The organism is Macrococcus sp. 19Msa1099 (genome assembly GCA_019357535.2).
GTDB lineage: Bacteria > Bacillota > Bacilli > Staphylococcales > Staphylococcaceae > Macrococcoides > Macrococcoides psychrotolerans.
In genome coordinates, this window is sequence record CP079955.1 from 1 (window position 1) to 26672 (window position 26672).

General features: G+C 35.4%; 21 protein-coding genes, 2 tRNA genes, 1 pseudogene and 1 other annotated feature. Of the genes and pseudogenes, 22 read left to right on the forward strand and 2 right to left on the reverse strand.

Features of this window, described 5'->3' with window-relative positions; all coding sequences use genetic code 11:
- The first annotated feature begins 13 nt into the window (after nucleotides 1–13).
- The 12 genes and pseudogenes from dnaA (at nucleotide 14) to budA (ending at nucleotide 14741) form a co-directional block, all read left to right on the forward strand.
- Complete coding sequence (gene dnaA / locus KYI10_00005; GenBank protein QYA32876.1) at nucleotides 14–1351, forward strand: chromosomal replication initiator protein DnaA; 1338 nt, start codon at nucleotides 14–16, stop codon at nucleotides 1349–1351.
- A gap of 174 nt (nucleotides 1352–1525) precedes the next feature.
- Nucleotides 1526–2659, forward strand: a complete 1134-nt coding sequence (gene dnaN, locus KYI10_00010) for a DNA polymerase III subunit beta (protein QYA32877.1) — start codon at nucleotides 1526–1528, stop codon at nucleotides 2657–2659.
- Between the two features lie 89 nt (nucleotides 2660–2748).
- Nucleotides 2749–3651, forward strand: coding sequence for an ABC transporter ATP-binding protein (locus KYI10_00015; GenBank protein ID QYA32878.1), 903 nt, complete (start codon nucleotides 2749–2751; stop codon nucleotides 3649–3651).
- Nucleotides 3644–4885 (forward strand): ABC transporter permease, encoded by a 1242-nt coding sequence (locus tag KYI10_00020; GenBank protein QYA32879.1) that lies wholly within the window; start codon nucleotides 3644–3646, stop codon nucleotides 4883–4885. The genes KYI10_00015 and KYI10_00020 overlap by 8 nt, the downstream gene beginning before the upstream one ends.
- Before the next feature lie 89 nt (nucleotides 4886–4974).
- Entirely contained in the window at nucleotides 4975–5682 is a 708-nt protein-coding gene (locus tag KYI10_00025; protein QYA32880.1) for a thioredoxin domain-containing protein, read from the forward strand.
- Entirely contained in the window at nucleotides 5679–6095 is a 417-nt protein-coding gene (locus KYI10_00030; protein QYA32881.1) for a disulfide oxidoreductase, read from the forward strand. Before KYI10_00025 ends, KYI10_00030 begins: the two co-directional genes overlap by 4 nt.
- Nucleotides 6096–6233: 138 nt before the next feature.
- Nucleotides 6234–6455 (forward strand): S4 domain-containing protein YaaA, encoded by a 222-nt coding sequence (gene yaaA / locus KYI10_00035; protein ID QYA32882.1) that lies wholly within the window; start codon nucleotides 6234–6236, stop codon nucleotides 6453–6455.
- Entirely contained in the window at nucleotides 6452–7561 is a 1110-nt protein-coding gene (recF, locus tag KYI10_00040) for a DNA replication/repair protein RecF (GenBank protein QYA32883.1), read from the forward strand. Before yaaA ends, recF begins: the two co-directional genes overlap by 4 nt.
- 16 nt (nucleotides 7562–7577) lie before the next feature.
- A complete protein-coding gene (gene gyrB, locus KYI10_00045; GenBank protein ID QYA32884.1) occupies nucleotides 7578–9497 on the forward strand; it encodes a DNA topoisomerase (ATP-hydrolyzing) subunit B in 1920 nt (639 codons plus the stop codon).
- Between the two features lie 27 nt (nucleotides 9498–9524).
- A pseudogene (gene gyrA, locus KYI10_00050) lies at nucleotides 9525–12014 on the forward strand (DNA gyrase subunit A).
- Nucleotides 12015–12355: 341 nt separating this feature from the next.
- Nucleotides 12356–14029 (forward strand): acetolactate synthase AlsS, encoded by a 1674-nt coding sequence (alsS, locus tag KYI10_00055; protein ID QYA32886.2) that lies wholly within the window; start codon nucleotides 12356–12358, stop codon nucleotides 14027–14029.
- A 10-nt stretch (nucleotides 14030–14039) separates the two neighbouring features.
- On the forward strand, nucleotides 14040–14741 hold the full coding sequence (gene budA, locus KYI10_00060; protein ID QYA32887.1) for an acetolactate decarboxylase: 702 nt from the start codon (nucleotides 14040–14042) through the stop codon (nucleotides 14739–14741).
- Nucleotides 14742–14764: 23 nt separating this feature from the next.
- Here budA and KYI10_00065 read toward each other — a convergent pair whose 3' ends face one another.
- Nucleotides 14765–15583, reverse strand: coding sequence for an NAD(P)H-hydrate dehydratase (locus KYI10_00065; protein QYA32888.1), 819 nt, complete (start codon nucleotides 15581–15583; stop codon nucleotides 14765–14767).
- 97 nt (nucleotides 15584–15680) lie between these two features.
- Nucleotides 15681–15874, forward strand: a binding site (T-box leader).
- 54 nt (nucleotides 15875–15928) lie between these two features.
- Between KYI10_00065 and serS the strand changes: the two genes are divergently transcribed.
- The 7 genes from serS to KYI10_00100 all read left to right on the forward strand — a co-directional run bounded on the left by serS (nucleotide 15929) and on the right by KYI10_00100 (nucleotide 24460).
- Entirely contained in the window at nucleotides 15929–17200 is a 1272-nt protein-coding gene (gene serS / locus KYI10_00070) for a serine--tRNA ligase (GenBank protein ID QYA32889.1), read from the forward strand.
- Between the two features lie 226 nt (nucleotides 17201–17426).
- Entirely contained in the window at nucleotides 17427–17942 is a 516-nt protein-coding gene (locus KYI10_00075) for a YceI family protein (GenBank protein ID QYA33853.1), read from the forward strand.
- Between the two features lie 173 nt (nucleotides 17943–18115).
- On the forward strand, nucleotides 18116–18985 hold the full coding sequence (locus tag KYI10_00080) for a DUF2232 domain-containing protein (protein ID QYA32890.1): 870 nt from the start codon (nucleotides 18116–18118) through the stop codon (nucleotides 18983–18985).
- Between the two features lie 29 nt (nucleotides 18986–19014).
- Entirely contained in the window at nucleotides 19015–20976 is a 1962-nt protein-coding gene (locus tag KYI10_00085) for a DHH family phosphoesterase (GenBank protein ID QYA32891.1), read from the forward strand.
- A 1-nt stretch (nucleotide 20977) separates the two neighbouring features.
- A complete protein-coding gene (gene rplI / locus KYI10_00090; protein ID QYA32892.1) occupies nucleotides 20978–21424 on the forward strand; it encodes a 50S ribosomal protein L9 in 447 nt (148 codons plus the stop codon).
- A 17-nt stretch (nucleotides 21425–21441) separates the two neighbouring features.
- Nucleotides 21442–22848 carry a replicative DNA helicase gene (gene dnaB, locus KYI10_00095; protein ID QYA32893.1) on the forward strand — a complete coding sequence of 469 codons (1407 nt, stop codon included), beginning with the start codon at nucleotides 21442–21444 and terminating at the stop codon, nucleotides 22846–22848.
- A 322-nt stretch (nucleotides 22849–23170) separates the two neighbouring features.
- Nucleotides 23171–24460 (forward strand): adenylosuccinate synthase, encoded by a 1290-nt coding sequence (locus tag KYI10_00100; GenBank protein ID QYA32894.1) that lies wholly within the window; start codon nucleotides 23171–23173, stop codon nucleotides 24458–24460.
- Between the two features lie 199 nt (nucleotides 24461–24659).
- Here the strand turns inward: KYI10_00100 and KYI10_00105 are convergent, their stop codons facing one another.
- Nucleotides 24660–25547, reverse strand: coding sequence for a YitT family protein (locus KYI10_00105; GenBank protein ID QYA32895.1), 888 nt, complete (start codon nucleotides 25545–25547; stop codon nucleotides 24660–24662).
- 121 nt (nucleotides 25548–25668) lie between these two features.
- Here KYI10_00105 and KYI10_00110 point away from each other — a divergent pair.
- The 3 genes from KYI10_00110 to yycF all read left to right on the forward strand — a co-directional run bounded on the left by KYI10_00110 (nucleotide 25669) and on the right by yycF (nucleotide 26668).
- Nucleotides 25669–25740 (forward strand) — tRNA-Glu (locus tag KYI10_00110).
- Nucleotides 25741–25767: 27 nt separating this feature from the next.
- Nucleotides 25768–25840: transfer RNA gene (locus tag KYI10_00115), tRNA-Asp, on the forward strand.
- A 126-nt stretch (nucleotides 25841–25966) separates the two neighbouring features.
- Nucleotides 25967–26668, forward strand: coding sequence for a response regulator YycF (gene yycF / locus KYI10_00120; protein QYA32896.1), 702 nt, complete (start codon nucleotides 25967–25969; stop codon nucleotides 26666–26668).
- Nucleotides 26669–26672: the final 4 nt, after the last annotated feature.

The following is a 26672-nucleotide window of genomic DNA, read 5'->3' on the forward strand; positions in this document are numbered from 1 at the left end:
AAGAGGATATATTATGAGCGGAATAGATACCATTTGGGAAAAAGTACTCGCAAATATAAAGCATAGGCTTGCACCTGCAAGTTATGATACATGGTTTAAAGATACAAAAATTAAAGTGTTAAATAACCATCAAGTAGTGATTCAGGCACCTACTTCTTTTATTTCAGAATGGCTGCAAACAAATTATATTGATTTTATTCAAGAAGCATTTATCGAAGAGATCGGAGAAAAACTCAATATAAAAGTGATTTCTTCTGAAGATGAACTTACGAATAATGAAAAAGAAGTCCCTGTAAGAAAGATGCAGCAAACAAATCAGGAACTATTACCAAATCAGTTAAATACAGATAATACATTTGATACGTTCGTAATCGGCAGTGGAAATCGATTCAGCCATGCAGCAAGTTTAGCTGTCGCAGAAGCGCCCGCAAAAGCTTATAACCCCCTATTTATCTATGGTGGTGTAGGACTTGGTAAAACGCACCTCATGCATGCAATTGGACATTACGTGATGGAGCATAAAGAAAATGCGAAAGTTGTTTATATTTCTAGTGAAAAGTTTATGAATGAATTTATTAATTCGATTAAAGATAACAAGACTGAAGAATTCCGATCAAAATATCGAAATGTGGATGTTCTTTTAATTGATGATATTCAGTTTCTTGCTGGTAAAGAATCTACCCAAGAAGAATTCTTCCATACTTTCAATGAGTTACATCAGAACCATAAACAAATTGTTATTTCTAGTGACCGTGCACCGAAAGAAATCCCAACATTAGAAGAGCGCCTTCGTACCCGCTTCGAGTGGGGATTAATTACCGATGTAACGCCACCTGATCTGGAAACTAGAATTGCTATCTTAAGAAAGAAATCAGAAGAAGAAAATATTGATATCCCGAACGAAGCAATGCTTTATATCGCTACGCAAATTCAGTCCAATATTCGTGAATTAGAAGGTGCTTTAACACGTGTCTCTGCATATTCAAAACTTGTAAATCGTGAACTTAATTCCGATCTTGTCGCTGAAGCATTAAAAGATATTATTGCTACTAGTAAGCCTAAAAAAGTAACGATTAAGGATATTCAACTTGCAGTCGGAGAATATTATAATGTGCGTCTCGAAGATTTTAGTGCTAAGAAACGTACGAAATCGATTGCTTTTCCTAGACAAATAGCAATGTATCTTGCACGTGAACTAACAGACTTCTCTTTACCAAAGATTGGTGAAGAATTTGGTGGACGAGATCATACTACAGTGATACACGCACATGAAAAGATAAAAAATCAACTGGAAACAGACGAGAGCTTAAAGAACGAACTGAAAAATATCGAAAAAGATATCACCAGCTAATTGTGGATATTGTGGATAATAGTGCTGAGCTTACACACAAGTTATGCACATGTGGATACTTACAGACTCTAATCATTTATCCACTTATCCACCTATTCACAGCCCCTATTACTATTATTACTATTTTAAAAAAGATATTATATACTTATAAATATCAATTAAGGAGATTTATCTATGAAATTTACAATTCAAAGAGACTACTTTATAGCACAATTAAATGACACATTAAAAGCAATCTCACCAAGAACAACTTTACCTGTCTTAACCGGTATTAAATTAGATGTGTTTGATAACCGACTTGTCTTAACCGGTTCAGATTCTGAAGTATCTATCGAAATTACAATTCATTCAGAACTCAATCATGAAGAAATTCTTACAGTAGAAGATAAAGGATCAATCGTACTACCAGGTAGATTCTTTGTTGATATCATAAAAAAACTTCCTGCTGACACAGTAACCATTGAAACGAATGATCAATTCCAGGCAAAAATCACATCAGGGCAATCAGAGTTCAATGTTTCAGGAATTGATTCTGATCAATATCCACTTCTACCACAAGTAAGTGAAGAAGAAGCAATCACATTACCTGTAAAAGTTCTTAAAAACATTATAAAGCAAACAAATTTTGCAGTGTCCACGTCAGAAACACGTCCAGTATTAACAGGTGTTAACTGGCTGATAAGAGATAATATATTAAACTGTACTGCAACAGATTCACATCGCTTAGCTTTACGTAAACTAAAACTAGAAGATACGAATATCGACGAAATTAATGTCATTATTCCTGGTAAAGCTTTAAGCGAACTCAATAAAATTATTGGAGATAATGAAGATACGATTGATATTTTCTTTGCAGCGAACCAAGTTTTATTCAAATTTGGACATATTAACTTTATTTCTCGTTTACTTGAAGGAAATTATCCAGATACATCGAGATTATTCCCTGAAATCTCAGAAACAGCACTTTCAATTAATAATGGTGACTTTTTCCATGCTATAGATCGTGCATCGTTATTAGCGCGTGAAGGCGGAAATAATGTCATTAAGCTATCTGCAACTGACAATGCGGTAGAATTATCATCTACGTCTCCTGAAATAGGTACTGTAAAGGAAGATGTAAAGACATCTAAATTCGATGGAACTGGAATTAAAATCTCTTTTAACTCTAAGTACATGATGGATGCGTTGCGTGCAATCGATGTTGATGATGTACGTGTTGAATTCTTTGGAACGATGAGACCTTTCATTCTAAAACCTGACGAAGACGATAATTTAATCCAATTGATTTTACCGATTAGAACATATTAAAACTGAGCGATTGCTCAGTTTTTTTTATTATATTTTGAAATTTTTATACTAAAAATTGTATAATATTGTTAGTAAATACAATAAAGGAGATGTCTATGTTAAAACTTGAAAATGTATCAAAGCAGTTTGAAGAGTTTAAAGCTGTGGATAATGTCAATATTGAAGTTCCTCAAGGAGAAATGCTCGGATTTCTTGGTGGGAATGGTGCAGGTAAGACAACAACTTTCAGGATGATTCTTGGTTTGTTAGAAAAGTCATCAGGGACAATTACGTTTGATGGAAAACCGATTAATTATTCAATGACAGATAATATCGGATATTTACCTGAGGAGCGTGGTTTAAATCCGAAATTGAAAGTTTCGGAACAAATTCAATATTTGGCACGTTTAAAAGGTATGAAAAAGTCAGAAATTGATCAAGCGTTAGATTACTGGTTAGAGCGTTTCGAAGTACCGGAGAATAAACATAAAAAAATTGAAGAATTATCAAAAGGTAATCAGCAAAAAATTCAATTAATCGGAGCAATTATACATAATCCTAAATTATTAATACTAGATGAGCCATTCAGTGGATTAGATCCAGTAAACGTTGAAATTCTTAAATCAGCAGTAAAAGAGATGAACGACAATGGAGCAACGATTGTGTTTAGTTCACATCGTATGGAACACGTAGAAGAAATGTGTGATTATGTGTGCATATTAAATAAAGGCAAGACGGTTGTTTCGGGTAATATTAAGCAAGTGAAACACGATTTTGGAAAGAAAGAAATTATTATCGAAGGGGACCATGATTTTAGTCATCTCGCTGAAATTGAGGGTGTTATAAAGTTCAAACAAAATAAAAATGATGTAAGATTAACGATTAAAGATCAATCGATTGCACCCATTGTTTTTGAAGCGGTAAAAAACATAGGTTTTGTAACAAGATTTCAAGTTGATGAACCTTCTCTGAACGACATCTTTATTGAGAAAGTGGGTGGTGCGATTGGATAAATTTATACCGACATTCTGGCTGACATATTGGAAGAAAATATCAAGTAAATCCTTTATCTTCTCGACGCTATTCATGATTATTATATTCGTTGGATTAAGTAATGCTGATAAAATTTATGACTTCTTTGATAGGAGTGAAGATGAAATTACTGTAATTTCAAGCTCGGATAAAGCTTTGGCAACAGCTTTTAAAGAAAGTTATCATAATCTTGACAAGAAAAAGAAACTAAAAATTGTGGATTTTAAAAAAGGTGAAGAAGGGATTAAAGATGAAACTTATAAATATTTAATTGACATAAAGGAAAACGAAGATAAAACAATTGAAGCAAAAGTATATTCAACCGAATACGCAAGTGACAGTGTGATGGGTGCAGTGCGTTCAACTTTAACAGCATTTCAAAGTAACAATATTGCACAATCATTAAATTTATCACAAGATGATTTAAGCCGTGTGATGAGTGAAGCAAAAGTTACAGATAAAGTTATTAAGCCTAAAGATGCGAACAATAACGTATCAGAACAAAGTAAAGCGCTAAATACGGCACTAGTTTATGCAGGCTTATTTTTAATTTTTATTATTACGATTAATTACGGAAGTCAAATTGCTACAGAAATTGCTCAAGAAAAATCTTCGCGTGTGATCGAAATGATTATTACGAGCATCTCTCCGATTACCCACTTAATGGCTAAAATATTAGGTGTAATCGCTGTGGCAGTGACGCAGATGATGATATACGCCATTGCTATTATCATTTGTATATATGCATTTAGCCTGGAAGAAACCGTCAGTGAATTAGGGTTTACCTTTGGTCCAGAAAATATAAGGATATTAATATATACAATCATCTTTTTAATATTGGGATTACTTATCTATATAAGTTCTAGTGCGATTGTTGGATCTTTGACAAACCGTATCGAAGATATAGGACAGGCAATTATGCCCATAACGATGCTAAATATGATTGCTTTTTATATTGCGATGTTTAGTTTATCTAAACCAGATACATTACTTGTAAAAATTGCAAGTTATATTCCGTTCTTCACACCTCAAATCATGTTACTCAGAACGATTTCAACTAAAACGAGTGATATCGAGATTATGATAGGTATAATTGTTTGTATTGTTACAATCATTTTGCTACTCTTTATCGCCGCTAAAATATATAAAGGAAGTGTGTTCAGTACAGATAAAAGTATGCTTAAAAACTTCAAACGTGCACTTAAAACTAAATAATGTCACAAAATCTTAATGATTATTCACGTGCAAAATTTGGTTAATTAATATAAAATTTATACTATCAATTAATTTTATAGGAGATAGTTATGAAAAATAAAGGCTCACTGATTTTTACGATGATAATGACTCTGCTTGTTATTGGCGTCATTGCTGCATTGATCATTTTTAACCAGAATAAGAAAGAAAGTTCCGTAGATACGGAATCATTAGGTACTGCAGATACAAACAATCAGCAAGGATTAAAATTATTAGATCAAATCGATATTAAAGATCAACCAATGATTGGTAAAGATGATGCAAAGGTGACCATCATAGAATTTGGAGATTTTAAATGTCCTGCATGTAAGGTGTTTGAATTAGATATCAAACCAGATTTGAAAAAGAAATACATAGATAGCGGAAAAGCTAAGCTGTATTTCATTAATACACCATTTCATGGTGAAGGATCGATGCTTGGGAGTCTGGCCGCTGAAACATTGATTAAACAAGAACCTGACAAGTATAGTGCATTTCAACAGGCATTATTCGAAATGCAACCTGATACAGAAGAAGAATGGTTGACGATTGATGCTGTTAAGAAAGCAGCAAAAACTGCCGCTGTCAGTAATGTAGACCAACTTGTAAAAGATGTTGAAGCTTTAAAAGAAAAAGCAGCAGTTAAAAAGGATATCAATCTCGTTGAAAAACATAATGTGACAATGACACCGACGATCGTTGTAAACGGAAAAGAAGTTAAAAATCCAATGGATCCTGCTGAAGTGGACAAAGTAATCGATGAGGCAGTTAAACAATGAAAAATACTACATACTTCTATATTTCCTGGGTAATTGCACTTGTCGCCACATTGGGAAGTCTGTACTTTTCTCAAATACGTCATTTTATTCCTTGTGAGATGTGCTGGTATCAGAGGATACTTATGTATCCTATAGTGATTATTGCAGGGTTTGCAGTATTTAATCACACTTATCATTATAAATATTTAATAATGACTTTCTCTATCATAGGTTTCTGCTTCTCATGTTATCATTATATGGAGCAGAAGATACCAGGATTTGCAGAGGTTAAACCTTGTGTTGGAGGAGTGCCTTGTAGTGCTCAGTATATTAATTATTTTGGATTTGTCACGATTCCTTTTTTAGCGGGCATCGCATTTCTACTAATTACAATAACTATGTTGTGTGTAAAAAAAGAAAATTATGCAAATTAAACTTCAATAATTATGATTTATGTGTAAAAGCGTTGGAATATCTTATTCCAACGCTTTTTATTCTTTTAAAACACATGCATTTTTTGTGAATTAACGGTATAATTATATAATGACTGAATGATAGGAGTGAGCCGTGAAATGATAAATATTATCGAACTTGATAAAGAAATTACGCTAGGACAATTTCTGAAATCAGAAGGCATTATTTCTACAGGTGGACAAGCGAAATGGTATTTGCAGGATCATCCTGTAGTTTTAAACGGAGAACCGGAAAATAGACGTGGTAAGAAGTTGCTTCAGGATGATTTACTGGAAGTTGAAGGTGAAACATATCAGATCACGTATAAGACGACAGAATGAAATTAAAGACGTTAACGCTAACTCATTATCGAAATTATGAAACTGCGGAATTAAATTTTAGTGATGAAGTAAATATTTTCATAGGCATTAATGCACAAGGAAAAACAAACTTACTTGAAGCAATTTACTGTCTCGCAATGGCTAAAAGCCATCGCACTTCTAATGATAAAGAGCTGATAGGATGGGGACATGAATTTAGTCATATCGAAGGTATGTTGTCTTACAAACATGGCACTATGCCATTATCTTTATCCATCTCTAAAAAAGGAAAAAAAGCTAAAGTAAACTATTTAGAACAGAAACGATTAACGGAATATATTGGCCATATGAATGTTGTACTCTTTGCTCCTGAAGATTTGAATTTAGTCAAAGGGAACCCACAAATAAGAAGAAGATTTATCGATATGGAAATAGGTCAGATATCTGCCGTTTACTTAAATGACTTATCAAGTTATCAGCGATTATTAAAGCAGAAAAATCATTTGTTAAAGCAAATGAAATTATCGAGTAGTAATGATAAAACAATGCTTGAAGTTATCAATGAACAGTTTGCCCAATATGCAGTGAAGTTAACATTGAGACGAAAAAAGTTTATCGAACAGCTAGAAGCATTAGCAATACCGATTCATACAGGCATTACAAAAGATAAAGAACACCTCTCTTTACGATACAATGCAAGCTTGAACTATGAATTAGCTGAGCAGGAGATGTTTGAGGAAACGATTCGTATATTAAATGTGCATATGGACAAGGAGATTGAAAGAACTCAAAGCTTATATGGACCGCATCGTGATGACTTAAGCTTTAAAATAAATAATATTGATGTACAGACATATGGTTCGCAGGGCCAGCAGCGTACAACTGCATTATCTATCAAATTAGCAGAGATTGAACTTATTAACCAGGAAATTGGAGAGTATCCAATTTTATTGCTGGATGATGTACTAAGTGAGTTGGATGATGATAGACAGACGCACCTGTTAACGACAATACAACATAAAGTTCAAACATTTGTGACGACAACGTCAGTAGAAGGTATTGAACACGAAACAATCAATAGAGCGAAATTATTCAATGTATTAGAAGGACAGATTTCGACTAACTAAAGGATAGGTGAACATAGTGGAACAACAAAATTTAGATCAGTATGGTGCCGATCAGATACAGGTACTAGAAGGATTAGAAGCGGTAAGAAAACGTCCTGGTATGTATATTGGTTCTACGGCATCAAGGGGGTTACACCATCTTGTCTGGGAAATTGTTGATAATAGTATTGACGAAGCCCTTGCTGGATATGCAGATCATATTGAAGTGACGATAGAAGAAGATAACTGGATAAAAGTTACGGATAATGGTCGTGGTATTCCGGTAGATATTCAGAAAAAAATGGGTCGTCCTGCGGTTGAAGTCATTTTAACTGTACTGCATGCTGGTGGTAAATTTGGTGGTGGCGGATATAAAGTTTCAGGAGGACTGCATGGCGTTGGTTCATCAGTTGTTAATGCCTTATCGTCTACATTGGAAGTATATGTTCATAAAGATGGCAAGATTCATCATCAAGCATATCACCGTGGTGTACCAGCATTTGATTTAAAGGTAATCGGAGAAACCGATAAGACTGGAACTGTCATTCGTTTTAAAGCGGATTCAGAAATATTTTCTGAAACAACAGAATATGAATACGAAATTCTTCAAAAACGAACTAGAGAGCTTGCCTTCTTAAATAAAGGCATCAAGATTGAAGTTAAGGATGAACGAGATAAAGAAGAAATTCGTCATGATATATACCACTATGAGGGTGGAATTAAATCGTACGTTGAATTACTGAACAAATCTAAAGAAGTCCTATTCCCAGAACCGATTTATATTCATGATAATCGTGATGAGATTGAAGTAGAGATTTCAATTCAATATAACAATGGCTATTCAACAAATCTTCTGAGCTATGCAAATAATATTCATACTTATGAAGGTGGTACACATGAAGATGGATTTAAGCGTGCATTAACTCGTGTAATTAATAGTTATGGTGTAAAGAATAAATTGATTAAAGAAGCCGATGAGAAGTTATCTGGAGAAGATGTACGTGAAGGGATTACTGCAATCGTCTCCATTAAGCATGGAGACCCGCAGTTTGAAGGACAAACGAAAACAAAACTCGGTAATACAGAAGTACGTCAAATTACTGATAACTTGTTTGCAGAAAACTTTGAATGTTTCTTATTAGAAAATCCACCAATTGCACGTATTATCGTGGAAAAAGGGATTATGGCATCGCGTGCCCGACTTGCAGCGAAGAAAGCGCGTGAAGTGACACGTCGTAAGTCAGGACTTGAAATTTCCAGTCTTCCAGGAAAACTTGCGGATTGCTCAAGCAAAGATCCATCCCTTAGTGAATTATATATCGTAGAGGGAGATTCAGCGGGTGGTTCAGCGAAATCAGGAAGAGACTCTAAGACGCAGGCTATTTTACCGTTACGTGGTAAAATTTTAAATGTTGAAAAAGCAAGACTTGATCGAATTCTTGGAAATAATGAAATCCGTTCTATGATTACAGCAATGGGTACAGGTATTGGTGGAGAATTTGATATTTCTAAAGCTAGATATCATAAGATTGTTATTATGACAGATGCTGATGTGGACGGTGCACACATTAGAACATTATTGCTTACATTCTTCTACCGATTTATGAGACCTCTACTGGAAGCAGGATATGTTTATATCGCACAACCTCCATTATTTAAAGTGGAACAAGGTAAGAAAAAATATTATGTATATAACGAACGTGAACTTGATAAATTGAGAAAAGAATTGCCGACGACACCGAAATGGCAACTTGCCAGATATAAAGGTTTAGGAGAAATGAATGCGGATCAGTTATGGGAGACGACTATGAATCCAGAACACCGTTCAATGTTACAAGTGACATTAAACGATGCGATTGAAGCGGATGAAGTTTTCGAGATGCTGATGGGAGATGTTGTAGAACATCGTCGTACGTTCATTGAAGAGAATGCAGAATACGCAAACGTTGATGTATAAAGATAGTATTTTAAGGAGGCGCCATCTATGACTTTAGACCATGATTCAAAATTGAAGGAGCAAAATATCGTCAAAGAAATGAAAGATTCATTTCTAGATTATGCAATGAGTGTTATTGTTTCTCGTGCATTACCGGATGTACGTGACGGCATGAAACCTGTTCATCGTCGAATACTTTACGGTATGAACAACCAAGGAATGACACCAGACAAACCATACAAGAAATCTGCGCGTATTGTCGGAGATGTAATGGGGAAATATCATCCGCATGGAGATTCATCTATATACGAAGCAATGGTGCGTATGGCACAAGATTTCAGCTACCGTTACATGCTTGTCGATGGTCAAGGTAACTTCGGGTCTATGGATGGCGACGGAGCGGCTGCAATGCGATATACGGAAGCGCGTATGTCAAAAATTGCAATGGAACTTATGCGTGATATTAATAAGGACACAATTGACTTTACAGATAACTATGACGGAAATGAACGCGAACCTGTTGTATTACCATCGAGATTTCCTAACTTACTTGTAAATGGAGCTTCTGGTATTGCAGTAGGTATGGCAACAAATATTCCTCCACATAACTTAACAGAAGTCATCAATGGTGTATTAGAACTAAGTAAAAATCCTGATATTTCTATTCCTGAATTAATGGAGTTCATTCAAGGACCAGATTTTCCTACGGCTGGTCTTATATTGGGACGAAGCGGTATACGTCGAGCATATGAAACAGGACGTGGATCTGTAATTATGCGCGCAAAGACATTGATCGAGATGCGTCCGAATGGTAAAGAGACAATTATCATTTCAGAAATTCCCTACCAAGTAAATAAAGCGAGATTAGTCGAGAAAATTGCTGAATTAGCACGTGATAAAAAGGTGGACGGCATTACAGATCTTCGTGACGAAACAAGTTTGAAAGAAGGGGTACGTATTGTTATCGATGTACGTCGTGATGCAAATGCAAGTGTAATCCTTAACAATTTATACAAGCAGACACCACTTCAAACATCATTTGGTGTGAATATGCTTGCCCTTGTAAATGGTAAGCCACAAGTATTAAATATTAAACAGGCAATTTATCATTATCTCGAACATCAAAAGACTGTTGTTCGCCGACGAACTGCTTATAATTTAAAAAAAGCAGAAGATCGCGCACATATTCTGGAAGGATTAAGAATTGCACTAGATCATATCGATGAAATTATTGCTTTAATTAGAGCCTCTAGTAACGATGCTGAAGCATTACAAGGATTACAAGATCAATTTAAATTATCAGAGCGTCAAGCACAGGCAATCCTTGATATGCGTTTACGTCGATTAACAGGTCTGGAAAGAGATAAAATTGAGTCTGAGTATCAAGAACTGTTGAAGTATATCGACGAACTCCGCGCCATATTAGCAGATGAAGAGAAGTTACTGCAAATCATCCGCGATGAATTAATTGAAATTCGTGATAAATATGGAGATGAACGCCGTAGTGAAATAGTTGCTGGAGGATTTGAAGATCTTGAAGATGAAGATTTAATTGATGAAGAAAATATCGTGATTACATTAAGTAGTAATAACTATATTAAACGTCTTCCAGCTTCAACTTATCGTGCACAGCATCGTGGTGGAAGAGGAATTCAAGGTATGAATACTTTGGATGAAGACTTCGTCAGTCAAATGGTAACAACTTCTACACATGATAATGTCCTGTTCTTTACGAACAAAGGGCGTGTGTATAAAGTAAAAGGATACGAAATACCTGAACTTTCAAGACAGTCAAAAGGTATTCCAGTTGTTAACGTAATTGAATTGGACAAAGATGAATCCATCAGTACGATGATTGCAGTGAAAAATCTTGAGCGTGAAGATGCTTATATTATATTTGCGACGAAACATGGAGTGATTAAACGTTCTAATTTATCTCACTTCTCGCGTATTAACAAAAACGGTAAGATAGCTATTAACTTTAGAGAAGAAGATGAACTGATTGCTGTTAGACTAACAGATGGTAATAAGCAACTGATTATAGGAACAAAACACGCTTCACTTATTCGTTTCGAAGAGAATAAATTACGTCCTTTAGGTCGTACAGCTGCAGGAGTTAAAGGTATCAGTCTGCGTGAAGGTGACGAAGTTATCGGATTAGATGTAATAGAATCTAATGGCGAACATGAAGTGCTGGTGGTTACTGAGAATGGATACGGAAAACGTACGAAAGAAAGTGAATATCGAATTTCAAATCGTGGGGGTAAAGGAATTAAAACAGCCACGATCACTGAGAAGAACGGAAATCTTGTCTGTGTCACTACTGTGAATGGTAACGAAGATATTATGATTGTAACAGACCATGGTGTAATTATTCGACTTGATGTTACAGAATTCTCACAAAACGGTCGTTCTGCACAAGGAGTACGCTTGATTCGACTTGATGAAGGACAATTTGTTGCTACTGTCGCTAAAGTGGAAAAAGAAGAAGTGATGGATGCGGATAAAGAACCAGGAGAAGTTATTGCAGAACAAGGTGCAGATTTAACTGAAGTAGCCAAAGAATCGGTTGATGAAACTATAGAGGTTGAAGATGGTCATGTGATGGGAACCGTTGATGTGTCAGAGCAAGGTTCGTTAGAACGTTCTGAATTTCAATCAACATATAATGACAGTGAAGAATAAAGATTAAATTTATGAAATAAAATTTCTTAACCATTAAAATTTTAGAAAATTTTAATGGTTATTTTCTTACCATAAATAGCTTTAAAATAATGTTTTTTTATAAATAAATATCTCAGTTTAATTATTTGCCATTAAAAATGTTTAGTATTATTATAAAAATGTAATAAAAAAACGTAAAATTATATTTAGGAGAGATGATAATGAAAAAATCTGGTGGAGATTTATTTGTTGATACTCTAATTAATCATGGGGTCACTCATGTTTTTGGTATTCCAGGAGCTAAAATTGATAAAGCGTTTGATGTACTTGAAGATAGAGGACCGAAAGTCATTGTGACACGCCACGAACAAAATGCAGCTATGATTGCACAAGGTATAGGACGTATTACTGGTAAACCTGGTGTTGTGCTTGTGACAAGTGGACCAGGCGTAACGAACTTAACTACTGGACTGATTACTGCAAACTCAGAAAGTGATCCGATTGTAGCCATTGGCGGTAATGTAAGACGAGAAGATAGTTTAAAACGTACACATCAATCACTTGATAATGCTGGATTAATGAAGCACGTTACGAAATATTCTGTAGAAGCGCAAGATGCGAAAAGTATTTCTGAAGCAGTGACGAATGCATTTCGTGAAAGTGTGGAAGGTCGTAAAGGTGTAGCGTTTGTAAGTATTCCTCAAGATGTTATTTCTGCTGATAATGTAGAAGGAGAAGCTATTAAAGTAAAAGAAGCTCCAATACATGGACCTGCACCAGTTCACGAAATTGATGCATTAGTTGAACGTATTAAATCAGCAAAATTACCTGTGCTTCTTTTAGGGATGAGAGCTTCTTCTGAAGCATGTACAGCATCTATTCGCGAATTACTCTCAAAAACACCAATGCCAGTTGTAGAAACATTCCAGGGTTCTGGTATTCTATCTCGTGAATTAGAACATAATTTCTACGGCAGAATTGGTTTATTTCGTAATCAGCCTGGCGATGAGTTATTAAAACATGCTGATTTAGTTATCACTGTTGGATATGATCCTATTGAATATGATCCATTTATATGGAATGCAGAAAATGAAAAAACAATCATTCACATTGATGAAGTACAGAGTGATATCGATAACAACTATGCACCAGTTACTGAATTGATCGGTAACACACCTTTAACAATTCAACGTTTGAATGAAAAACTTCAAAAAGATGATGTGGAATTAGATGATACAACTAAAGAGATATTAGAAAAGATTCAAAAGTTAATTGAAAAAAAATATGAGCTTCCTGAAAACTATAAAGACAGTGAAAAAGTTAACCCTAGACACATTGTTAAAGCAGTACGCGACATAATAGATGATGAAACAACTGTTACTGTAGATGTAGGTTCACTCTATATCTATATGGCACGTTATTTTAGAAGTTATGCACCAAGACATCTGCTCTTTTCAAATGGAATGCAGACGTTAGGTGTTGCTCTACCTTGGGCGATTGCCGCGTCTATTGCACGTCCTGGTAAAAAAGTAGTTTCGATGGCAGGAGATGGTGGATTTTTATTCTCAGGACAAGAATTAATAACAGCTGTTGAAATGAAAGCACCAATCGTTCAATTAATCTGGAACGATGGCTACTATGATATGGTTAAATTCCAGCAAGAAGGTAAATATGGCAAAGGTGCAGCCGTGAGATTACACCCAGTGGATTATGTTAAATATGCTGAATCGATGGGTGCTAAAGGATATCGTGTGACTCATGCTAGTGAATTAGAAGAAATTCTAGAAAAAGCAATGAAAGAAGAAGGACCAGTTGTAGTAGATATTCCTGTAGATTACAGCAATAACTCTAAATTAATGGCAGAACTTTTACCTGATAGCACAAACTAAGGAGGAACTTATGAATCATTTATATCAATATTCAACTATGGGTGCGTTAGTTGGTGGTTTATTTGAAGGCACGTTCAAGATGTCAGAAGTACTGAAATCAGGTAACTATGGTATTGGAACGATGGACGGTCTAGATGGAGAATTGGTTATTATAGAAGGTAAGCCTTATCTCATCGAAAGTAATGGAAATATACGAGAGGTGGATGCTGAAGAGCGCACACCTTTTGCGAGCATGATTGAATTTAAACCTACACACACATTAAATTACAAAGAGATATTAAATAAAGAACAGATGGATGAGATTATCCTAGAAGAAATAGAGGGGATGAACTATTTCCATGCGGTTAAGATTACGGGTAAGTTTAAGCTTATCAAAGCACGTGCCGTGAAAAAGCAGAAGAAACCTTATCCAAAATTAGTGGAGGCAGTAAAAGAACAAGGATACTTTGACTATACTGACACTACCGGAACATTGTTTGGTTTCTACACACCACACTTCATTCAAGGCGTTGGTGTTGGTGGCTATCATGTCCATTATCTGAGTGATGATGGTAAAGAAGGCGGCCATGTATTTGATTATGAAATCGAAGATGTATCTGTAGAGATGGCATTAGCAGAAGATTTAATATTAAAGATGCCAGAAACAGAGACATATCGCCAGAATGACTTGAACAACCCTGACATGCTTAAAGATATAGAGGCAAGTGAATAATCGTTTTAGAAGAGGATGAGGCATTATGCCTCATCCTCTTCTAATTCTTTCATCATATAAGGTAGCTGATCTATAATAGCAGATGGTGGTACTACATACATATCACGAGCAAGTTTATCTCCTATAAGACTATGGATATAAACAGCCTGCTTTATCGCTTCCTCTGTATCGAATTGTCCAATAAAGCTTGCAATGATGCCTGCCAAGGCATCACCCATACCTCCTGAGGCCATGGCGGGATCTCCTACTGTAATCTTATAATCATCGCTTTTAAGGTATAGTTCTGTTTCATGTTGTTTCAATATAACATGTGCTCCAAATTCATTAGCTTTTATTCGATTGAGTTCTGGTGTCTGTTCATCGATGCTGATGCCGCTGATACGCTCCCACTCCATCTGGTGTGGCGTAAGTATTACATTACATTTAGGAAATGGATGTTTTAGTTTGCTTAAGATCGTTATTGCATCCCCATCAATAATCAAGCTCTGTTCTTCTTTAATGTGTTGAAATAGTAGCGTTAGAACATTATTTCCTTGGAAATCTAAACCGAGTCCTGGTCCGATGAGTATACAATCAGCATTTTCGATAAGTTTTGTTAAACGTTTAATATCATTAATATCTGAAACCATAGCTTCTGGGCAACGGGAATGCAGAGCAGTATGATTTGAATGATGGGTAGCTACTGTTGTTAAACCACCACCGCTATATACACATGCACGAGCAGCAATCATAATTGATCCGCCCATATTTTGATTACCACCGATGAGTAATATACGTCCGTAATCTCCTTTATGACTATAAGGTTTACGTCTAGGTATACGTATTTCATTGATTAACTGCATAACCATTCTCCTTTTATGTTTCAATGTCCATATAACTATAACAGATATAGTTGAAATTCTAAAATGAATTTGATAATATGAAATTAAATTTAAATATATTATTTGTCTGTTTGGGATAAGTAGTGAATACATTTTTATAAGAGACGTAACGGCTGGTGGAAGTTACGAAATGTATTGATGAATTTCTACCCATTGCATTGAGGATAAATCGGCTTAACCGTTATTTAATTGAGAGAATAGTCGTACTGACTATTAATTAGGGTGGCAACGCGTAAATACCACGTCCCTTTCAAGGGATGTGGTATTTTTTGTTACCCACATATAAAATATGAGGAGGCAATACAAATGTTAGACATTAAATTATTTAGAACAGAACCAGAATTCGTTAAGAAAAAATTAGAAATGCGTGCAATTGATACTTCCATCGTTGATGAAATTTTAGCGCTTGATACAGCAGCACGTGAACTTACAGCAAGAACTGAAGAATTAAAAGCAAAACGTAATAAAACCAGCGAAGAAATTGCACAGAAAAAACGTAATAAGGAAAATGCAGACGATGCAATTAAAGCAATGCGTGAAGTGGGTGAAGAAATAAAGCGTATTGATACTGAGTTGAACGAAGTATCTCAAACGTTGAAGGATAAACTTGTACGTTTGCCGAACTTAGTAAGCGATGAAACACCATTTGGCAAAGATGAGGATGAAAACGTTGAAGTAAAGAAATGGGGAACACCACGTACATTTGATTTCGACGCAAAAGCGCATTGGGATATCGTCGAAAATTTAAAAATGGCTGATTTTGAGCGTGCTGCTAAAGTTTCAGGTGCACGTTTCGCATTTTTAACGAAAGATGGTGCGCGTTTAGAACGAGCATTAATGAACTTTATGTTAGATACACATCGTGCAAACGGATACGAAGAAATGGTGACACCACAACTCGTAAATGCTGCTTCTATGTTTGGTACAGGACAACTTCCTAAGTTTGAAGAAGACTTATTCAAAGTTGAAAAAGAAGGTTTATATACAATTCCGACTTCAGAGGTACCACTAACGAACTTCTATCGTGACGAAATCTTAACAAATGATATGTTACCTACGAAATTTACTGCGATGACGGCATGTTTCAGAAGCGAAGCAGGATCAGCAGGCCGTGATACACGTGGATTAATTCGTATGCACCAATTTAACAAAGTCGAAATGGTGCGCTTTGAACGCCCTGAAGATTCTTACGCTGCGTTAGAAGATATGACACGTTCAGCTGAAAGTATTCTGGAGAAATTAAATATTCCTTATCGTACGATTGCTTTATGTTCTGGAGATATCGGATTTGGTGCTGCAAAAACTTATGATGTTGAAGTGTGGCTGCCAAGTTATGATGCCTATAAAGAAATTAGCTCATGTTCAAATATGACAGACTTCCAGGCACGACGTGCAAATATTCGCTTCAAGCGCGATAAAAATGCAAAAGCTGAACTTGTAAATACATTGAATGGTTCAGGACTAGCTGTAGGACGTACTTTTGCTGCAGTAGTCGAAAATTATCAAAATGAAGATGGATCTATCACAGTTCCAGAAGTACTCGTTCCATATATGGGTGGACAAACTGTAATTAAATAATAAGCAGAGGCGGTTCAATGTTATCATTTGAATCGTCTTTTAATATGATGTTATAATAAGACAGAATTATCGGAATATAAAAACTTTTGTTATATAATTTTTATAGTTGAATATATTTTTTATATTTGATATATTAATTATAACGAAAAGGAAGGTCATAATTATTTAACGATATGAACTGGCATTTCTGAATCGGTATAAAAAACTTAAAAGGTGGAACTTAATGATGACAAACTTTAAACTAGACCCAGTACACAGTAACGTAGAATTCTCTATCAAACATTTAATGGTATCAAAAGTGAAAGGTGAATTTACTGAATTTGATGGACAAGCTACAGGAGACATCAACGATTTAACATCTCTACAATTAACAGCTTCTGTAAAAGTAGATTCTATTAACACGAACAATGCAGACCGTGACGGGCATTTAAAATCTGCTGATTTCTTCGATGTAGAAAAATATCCGGAGATTAAATTTGTATCTAAGTCTATTACTCAAAACAAAGTAACAGGCGACTTAACAATTAAAGATCAAACGCATGAAGAAACATTTGATTTAGAATTTAACGGTGTTCATAAAAATCCAATGGATGGAAGCAGTGTAACTGGATTTATCGTAAATGGATCAGTTAACCGTGAAAAATATGGCATCAACTTTAATCAAGCCTTAGAAACAGGTGGCGTTATGATTGGTAAAGAAGCTAAATTCGAAGTTAACGCTGAATTTGCAATCGAAGAATAATAAATATAATTGTAGCTGGGGCAAAATTGCCTCAGTTTTTTATTTTGTTCTGAAAAATTGAGACTTGAGAAAGAAAGTTGTAAAATAGAGTAGTTATCGAAATTTTTGTTTTAAGAAAGTGAGATTTTAATTTGAATATTGATATAAGAAAAACAATTGTAACTTCTATTATTATGCTATTAGCAACAATAATCATTCATTTTGTACCAGGGCTATTCTTAATTATTGCACCTTTTTTGCTTATTCCTGCAGTGACTTTGTATTATCACTCTAAAGAAAGTTACTATGTGATGAGTTTTGTAATTCTTATCGCTGTTATATTTGCTTCGATATTCACAATGCAAATTATGTTAAGCGTTATTTTTGGAGGTTATATTGTAGGCCAATTATTAAAAGAGAAAGCTTCTAAGGAACGTATACTATACATTTTGACTGTGTTTTATGCCGTTTTTTCGTTAATCGCTATAATTATATTGCAAATGGCTGGTGTTATACCGAAAATGGCGGATATTTTTGCCCCTGCTACAGATGCTTACTATAACTTATTAATGGCAGAGGTTGAAAAAGGCACAGTTACTAAAACATACGCTGATTTATTTTTAACGAGTATGGATGCATTAGTGTTACAAATACCAGGGTTATTAATTTTATTTTTATTTATATTATCCCTTATTCAAATCAGCATTACTTTTCCATTTGTAAGAAAGTTTAAAGTATCGACACCAAATTTCCGACCGTTATATATGTGGCGTATTCCAAAAGTAGTGCTATATCTATACTTTCTTACGCTTTTTATTGCACTCTTCATTACAGATACGGATGTCGTGCTGTTAGGCATAGTCACAAACTTTAAGTATGTGTTAGAATGGGTTATATTCATCCAGGGACTCTCGCTGTTTAGCTTCTTTATAAAAGTAAAACGTACACATCCAGTATTAAACATTTTAATATACATATTTGCATTTATTTTCTCACCAGTGACACAAATCTTTGGAATGATAGATATGATATTGAATTTAAAATCTAATATTAAGCGCAAGTAAGATTATAAATTTAACGAAGAGGTGTCAACATGAACAGAAAGTATAACAGGCAGACATTGATCATACCCTTTATTGTGATGACGCTTGCTGCTATCATCGTGACAGGGATTTTGTATACTGAAGATGCGATGTTAGCTGGAGTGACCAGTGTGATTCTATTTATTATTATCTGCATTTCCTACTCTTACTTTAAACATAGTTTGAGACAAAATGAGCGTTATATTGAGAATTTGTCCACTGTAATTGGTAATGGAAAGAACTATGCGATAAGTGAGTTACCAATAGGAATTCTGCTGCTAGATGAAAATGAGCATATTGAATGGTATAACCATTTTATGAATGAAAAAATTAGTGAGCCTATTATTTCAGAATCTATTCATGATATTTTTCCGAACTTGCTGAACCAACTTAAGGTAAGCGCGGTTAATGAGGCGAATGCTCAATACAAAGACTACAAATTTAAAGTGATGTTTTCTGAAGAGAATAATGTACTATATTTCTTCGATATTACTGATAAGATTGAAACACATCAATTATTTGAAGATGCAAGGCCTGTAATTGGTATTATGTTTTTAGATAATTTTGACGAAGTCACTCAAAACATGACCGATGCCCAACGTACCGAGATTAATAGCTTAATGTCTATGGAAATCAATAAGTGGGCAGAACTTAATAATGTTTATATCAAAAGATATCAATCGGATCAGTTTATGATGTTCTTTAATCAAAAAATATTGCACTCAATCGAAGAAACAAAATTTAATTTACTTGATAATATTAGAGATAAAAGCCGTGAAATTAAGACACATGTCACTTTGAGTGTAGGGATTGGTGAAGGTGCTGATAACTTAATTGAATTAGGTACACTTGCGCAATCAAGTTTAGATTTAGCCCTTGGACGTGGTGGAGATCAAGTAGCGATTAAACATATAAATGGGAATGTGAGATTTTATGGCGGCAAGACAGATCCTATGGAAAAACGTACACGTGTCAGAGCTCGTGTAGTATCACATGCATTGAAGGATATTCTTGTTGAAGGAGATAATGTGATGATTATGGGGCATAAACGCCCTGATATGGACGCTATTGGTGCTGCAATCGGTGTGGCACGATTTGCGAAGATGAATAATCTAAAGGCAAATATAATACTCAATGATCATGATATCGATGATACGTTATCGCGTGTAATGACAGAGATTGCTGAAAAGCCAGAGCTAAACGAAATCTTTATTAGTTCAGAAGATGCTTGGAATCTAATGACGAAACGCACAACTTTAGTCATCGTGGATACACATAAACCAGAGATGGTTATAGATGAAAATATATTAAACAAAGCTTCCAGAAAGGTTGTTATTGACCATCATAGACGAGGAGAAGAATTTGTATCAAACCCATTACTTGTTTATATGGAACAATATGCTAGTTCGACAGCTGAACTGGTGACAGAGTTACTAGAATATCAACCGACCGATTATAAATTAACGCGACTGGAAGCGACTGTAATGCTTGCAGGTATTATTGTCGATACACGCAACTTCACATTACGCACAGGTTCCAGAACATTTGATGCAGCAAGTTTCTTAAGAAATCATGGTGCAGATACGATATTATGTCAGCATTTCCTAAAGGATGATATGGAGACTTACATTAAGCGCTCAGAAATTATTCAGACAGTGGTTCTTGAAGATAACGGTATTGCGATTGCGCATGGTCCTAGTGATGAAGTGATTCATCCTGTTATTGTTGCACAAGCAGCAGATCAGCTACTTAACATTGAAGGTGTTGAAGCTTCATTCGTAGTAGCCAAACGTAAAGATAATGTTGTCGGAATATCAGCGCGTTCATTAGGTGAAATCAACGTACAGCTTGTAATGGAAAAGATGGGTGGTGGTGGCCATTTATCTAATGCAGCAACCCAAATTGAAGACATGACTGTTGAAGAAGTTATCAGTCAGCTTAGAAATATTATTCATGATGAAGGAGAGGAATAAAATGAAAGTTATATTTACACAAGACGTTAGAGGAAAAGGTAAAAAAGGTGAAATTAAAGAAGTACCTGTAGGATATGCGAATAATTTCTTATTAAAGAATAAATTAGCTGTTGAAGCAACACCAGGTAATTTAAAACAGCTAGAAGCGCAGAAGAAAAGAGTAGAGGCAGATAAGCAGCAAGAACTTGAAGATGCACAAGCATTAAAAGAAAAATTAGAAGCATTAGAAGTTAAAGTGACTGCAAAGTCAGGTGAAGGTGGTCGTTTATTTGGTTCAGTCAGCTCTAAACAAGTTGCTGATGCATTAAATAAACAACATGGTATTAAAATTGATAAACGTAAAATGGATTTACATGATGGTATCAGAAGTTTAGGCTATACAAATGTGCCTGTTAAACTTCATAACAAGGTAAGCGGCACATTAAAAGTGCATGTAACTGAAGCGTAATAGATAAGGAGGATAATATGGCAGATTATCTTGAAGGTAAGAAACTCCCGTTTAATTTAGTTGCGGAACAGTCAGTTTTAGGCGCTATCTTTATCGATAATGAAGTATTATCTTCCGTTCTAGAAGTACTCGTTCCTGGGCATTTTTACAGACAGTCGCATCAACATATATTTGAAGCGATGATGACATTGTCTGAGAAAAATGAAATAGTAGATATTGTAACTGTAGCAGATCAGATGACATCAGACGGGACATTAGAAGCGGCTGGTGGAGAAATGTATCTTGTAGATTTAGCTGCAATTGTACCGAGTGCCCGTAATGTAGATTTTTACGCGGATATCGTCTATAAAGATGCTGTAAAGCGACGATTAATTCATACGGCAGACACTATTATGGCGGATGGTTATAATGAGACACTAGATCTCGAAACGTTACTTTCTGATGCCGAAAAGCGCATTATGGAAGTGTCTACTTCTAGAGGAACAGAAGGTTTTCAGGAAATCAAAGATGTATTGACGCAAGTCTTTAATAATGCTGAAGAACTTGATAAGAACCAAGGGCAGACCCCAGGTATCCCTACTGGATATAGAGATCTTGATCAAATGACGGCTGGGTTCAACAGAAATGATCTAATCATTATTGCAGCACGTCCTTCGGTAGGTAAGACCGCTTTCGCCTTAAATATTGCAACACAAGTAGCAACGCATGATCGAGGCGATGAGACGCCTTATAGTGTGGGGATATTTAGTCTTGAGATGGGTGCTGATCAGTTAGCAACACGTATGATTTGTAGTACAGGGAACGTAGATTCTAATAGATTACGTACAGGAACAATGGATGGAGAAGACTGGAATCGTTTCACAGTAGCAGTGGGTAAGCTATCTAAGACAAATATATATATAGATGATACACCAGGTATCCGTATTACAGATATCCGTTCTAAGTGTAGAAGACTAAAACAAGAACATGGATTAGATATGATACTGATTGATTATCTTCAACTTATTCAAGGTTCAGGAAGTCGTTCCAGTGACAACAGACAACAAGAAGTATCAGAAATCTCGCGTATGCTGAAAGCTTTAGCTAGAGAACTAGAATGTCCTGTAATTGCGTTATCACAGTTATCTCGTGGCGTGGAACAAAGACAGGATAAACGTCCAATGATGAGTGATATTCGTGAATCAGGTTCGATTGAGCAAGATGCAGATATCGTTGCATTCTTATATCGAGATGATTATTACAATCGTGGTAATGGTGAAGATGGTGAAGAAGAAGTAGATGCAGGGGCTCAAGAGGAAAACGGGGAAATAGAAATTATTATTGCGAAGCAACGTAATGGTCCGACAGGAACAGTTAAACTTCATTTCTTAAAGCAATATAACAAATTTACAGATATTGATTATGCACATTCAGATGTATATTAATGAGTAAAGTGTATAAAATGAATAAAAACCGTACATTAATTTTTGTTATTAATTAATTGTACGGTTTTTATATTATATATGACTAGGAAACTACAAGATAGTTTGTGAAAAAATAAAATAATAAATGATAAATTATTAAATTGTTATTTAATAAAATGCTGAAATATCAATGTTTTTTTAAAAGTCAGATGTTCATAATCTCTATTTCTATGTCTTTTAGTGAAATAAGTGAATATTTATTAATGTTCGTTTTTTAGTTGATTTTTCCCGATTTCATTGTTAAAATGTTTAAGGTTAGTGAACAAAATTTGGAGGTGCACTCATGTCATCAATCGTAGTTGTTGGGACTCAATGGGGAGACGAAGGTAAAGGTAAAATCACGGACTTTTTAGCAGAAGAAGCAAACGTTATTGCGCGTTTTTCAGGTGGTAATAACGCAGGGCATACAATTAAATTTGGTGGAGAAACATACAAATTGCATTTAGTACCATCAGGTATTTTCTATTCAGATAAACTATCTGTTATTGGAAATGGTGTAGTAGTAGATCCTGTTGCATTATTAAAAGAATTAGATGCACTGAATGAACGTGGTGTAAAAACTGATAACTTACGTATTTCAAACCGTGCACAAGTTATTTTACCGTATCATTTAAAACAAGATGAATTAGAAGAAGAAAAACGCGGTGATAATAAGATTGGTACAACGAAAAAAGGAATCGGACCATCTTATGTAGATAAAGTACAACGTATCGGTATTCGTATGGCGGATTTACTTGATAAAGAAACGTTCGAAACAAAGTTAAAAGAAAACTTAGCAATGAAAAACGAAATGTTTGAAAAATTATTCAATGCTGAAGGATTTAAATTTGAAGAAATCTTTGATGAGTATTATGCAGCTGGGCAACGCCTAAAAGAATATACAGTAGATACTGCAAAAGTATTAGACGATGCATTTATGTCAGAGGAAAAAGTGTTATTTGAAGGTGCTCAAGGAGTGATGCTTGATATCGATCACGGGACATACCCATTCGTTACTTCAAGTAACCCGATTGCAGGGAACGTAACAGTTGGTACAGGTGTAGGCCCAACGTTTATAGATAAAGTTGTCGGTGTATGTAAAGCTTACACATCACGTGTAGGGGATGGACCATTCCCAACTGAATTATTTGATGAAGATGGTCATCATATTCGTGAAGTGGGTCGTGAATACGGAACGACTACTGGACGTCCACGTCGTGTAGGTTGGTTTGACTCTGTTGTATTACGCCATTCTCGCCGTGCAAGTGGTATTACGGACTTATCAATTAACTCAATTGATGTATTAACAGGTTTAGAAACTGTTAAGATCTGTACAGCATATGAATTGGATGGTAAGGAAATTACAGAATACCCAGCGAATTTAAACGAATTAAATCGTTGTAAGCCGATTTTCGAAGAATTACCAGGATGGACTGAAGACGTGACTTCATGTAAATCATTGAACGAGCTACCTGATAACGCACGTCGTTACTTAGAACGTATCTCTGAGTTATGTAACGTTAAGATTTCTATCTTCTCAGTTGGACCAGATAGAAATCAAACGAACTTACTTGAAAACTTATGGAAAAAATAAGAGGCTATCACCTGAGCGATTAGCTTCGAGCAAAATCCCGTAAAGGTGCCAAAGAAGCGCTTTTTGTTTCGGCACCTTTTGGATTTTGTTGAAGAAGCTGCGAAGCTGATGCCATTTCAATAAGAGGCTATCACCTGAGCGATTAGCTTTAAATTAAAAGCCATAAAACATTTAATGTTTTATGGCTTTTAAAATTGTTTTAATGTATATCTTTCTTTTTAAATCTGCCGCCTTTAACTTCAGAGACGTTCCCAATGGCAACAAAGGCGCTGTCATCATAATGATTGACGATATCTTTAAGTTTAAATTCTTCTAATCGCGTAATGACACAGAAGATGACTTTCTTGTCATCACCAGTGTATGCTCCTTCCCCTTTCAAATAAGTAACACCACGACCGAGACGATCATTAATAGCATCTCCAATTTCTTCGTATTGATCGCTGATGATCCATACAGATTTCGATTCGTCGAGACCTTGCTGTACAATATCGATGGTTTTAGATGCGATAAAGTAAGCAATAACAGAATACATGGCAGATTCCCAAGTAAATACAAAGCCTGCAGCGGTGTAGATAAAGAAGTTAATGACCATAACAATTTCACCTACTGAAAAGGGAGTCTTATTGTTGATAAGTATCGCAAGAATCTCTGTACCATCAAGAGAGCCTCCGTAACGGATAACAAGTCCAACACCGAGTCCAAGAATGACACCACCAAAGATAGTGACCAAAAACTTTTCATCTGCAAATGCGGGTACTGGATGTAATAGTGCTGTACCGATGGATAGTATACCGATACCATAGAGCGTAGAGAGTGCGAATGTTTTACCAATCTGTTTATAACCAAGGTAGAAAAAAGGGATGTTTAATAAGAAAATAAAGAGTCCAATAGGCAATTTTAAGAAATGGCTTATCATGATCGATATACCAACAATACCACCATCTAATAGATTATTAGGTACGAGAAATAATTCAAGTGCAATGGCCATTAGAATCGCGCCAATTGTAATGATCATAAACCGTTTTAATTTTTCTTTTAACGGAAGTTTTTTATGGGTTTTAATAGGTTTTGCGGAAGTTATATCCATGTTGTGCACTCCAATCTAATATATATAAATAATTATACAGAAAAAATCAAAATTTATTTAAAAATATGCTTGATATTTATAAATTTATCATGCTATAATCAATCTTGTGTTAAAAAAATTCGGCCCCTTGGTCAAGCGGTTAAGACACCGCCCTTTCACGGCGGTAACACGGGTTCGAATCCCGTAGGGGTCACTATTTTTCAATTACATATTTATACATGGTCCCGTGGTGTAGCGGTTAACATGCCTGCCTGTCACGCAGGAGATCGCGGGTTCGATTCCCGTCGGGACCGCTCAAAAGAAGATACGTTTACGTATCTTCTTTTTTTGTACTTGTCAGCAGTATAGAAAAAGATGTTGAACAGTGGTAAATTATAAGATAGATACTTATAAAAATTTTTATGAGATGAGGGAAATGTATGTCGAGAAAAATCGTAGTTGTAGATGATGAAAAACCGATTGCAGATATATTAGAATTTAACTTAAAAAAAGAGGGTTATGAAGTTCATGTCGCTTATGATGGCGATGATGCAGTGGAACTAATCTATGATATTCAACCAGATATCGTATTGCTAGATATTATGCTTCCAGGTCGTGATGGTATGGAAGTCTGTCGTGAAGTGCGTAAGAAATACGATATGCCGATTATTATGCTGACAGCTAAAGATTCTGAGATTGATAAAGTGTTAGGCCTGGAACTTGGTGCTGATGATTATGTGACAAAGCCATTCTCTACACGTGAACTGATTGCGCGGGTTAAAGCCAATTTACGTCGTCATTACTCACAAACACAATCTGAAGAGAAGGAAGAATCCACAAATATTGTCATTAAAGATATTGTAGTCTACCCTGAAGCTTATTCAATAAAGAAACGTGGTATAGATATCGAACTGACACACCGTGAATTTGAACTTTTTCATTATTTAGCAAAGCATATCGGGCAGGTCATGACACGTGAACATTTACTGCAGACAGTATGGGGCTATGATTATTTTGGTGATGTAAGAACTGTAGATGTTACAATTAGACGTCTAAGAGAAAAGATTGAAGATGATGCAAGTCATCCAGAATATATTGTGACACGCCGTGGTGTAGGATATTTCTTGCAGACGCAGGAGTAATAGA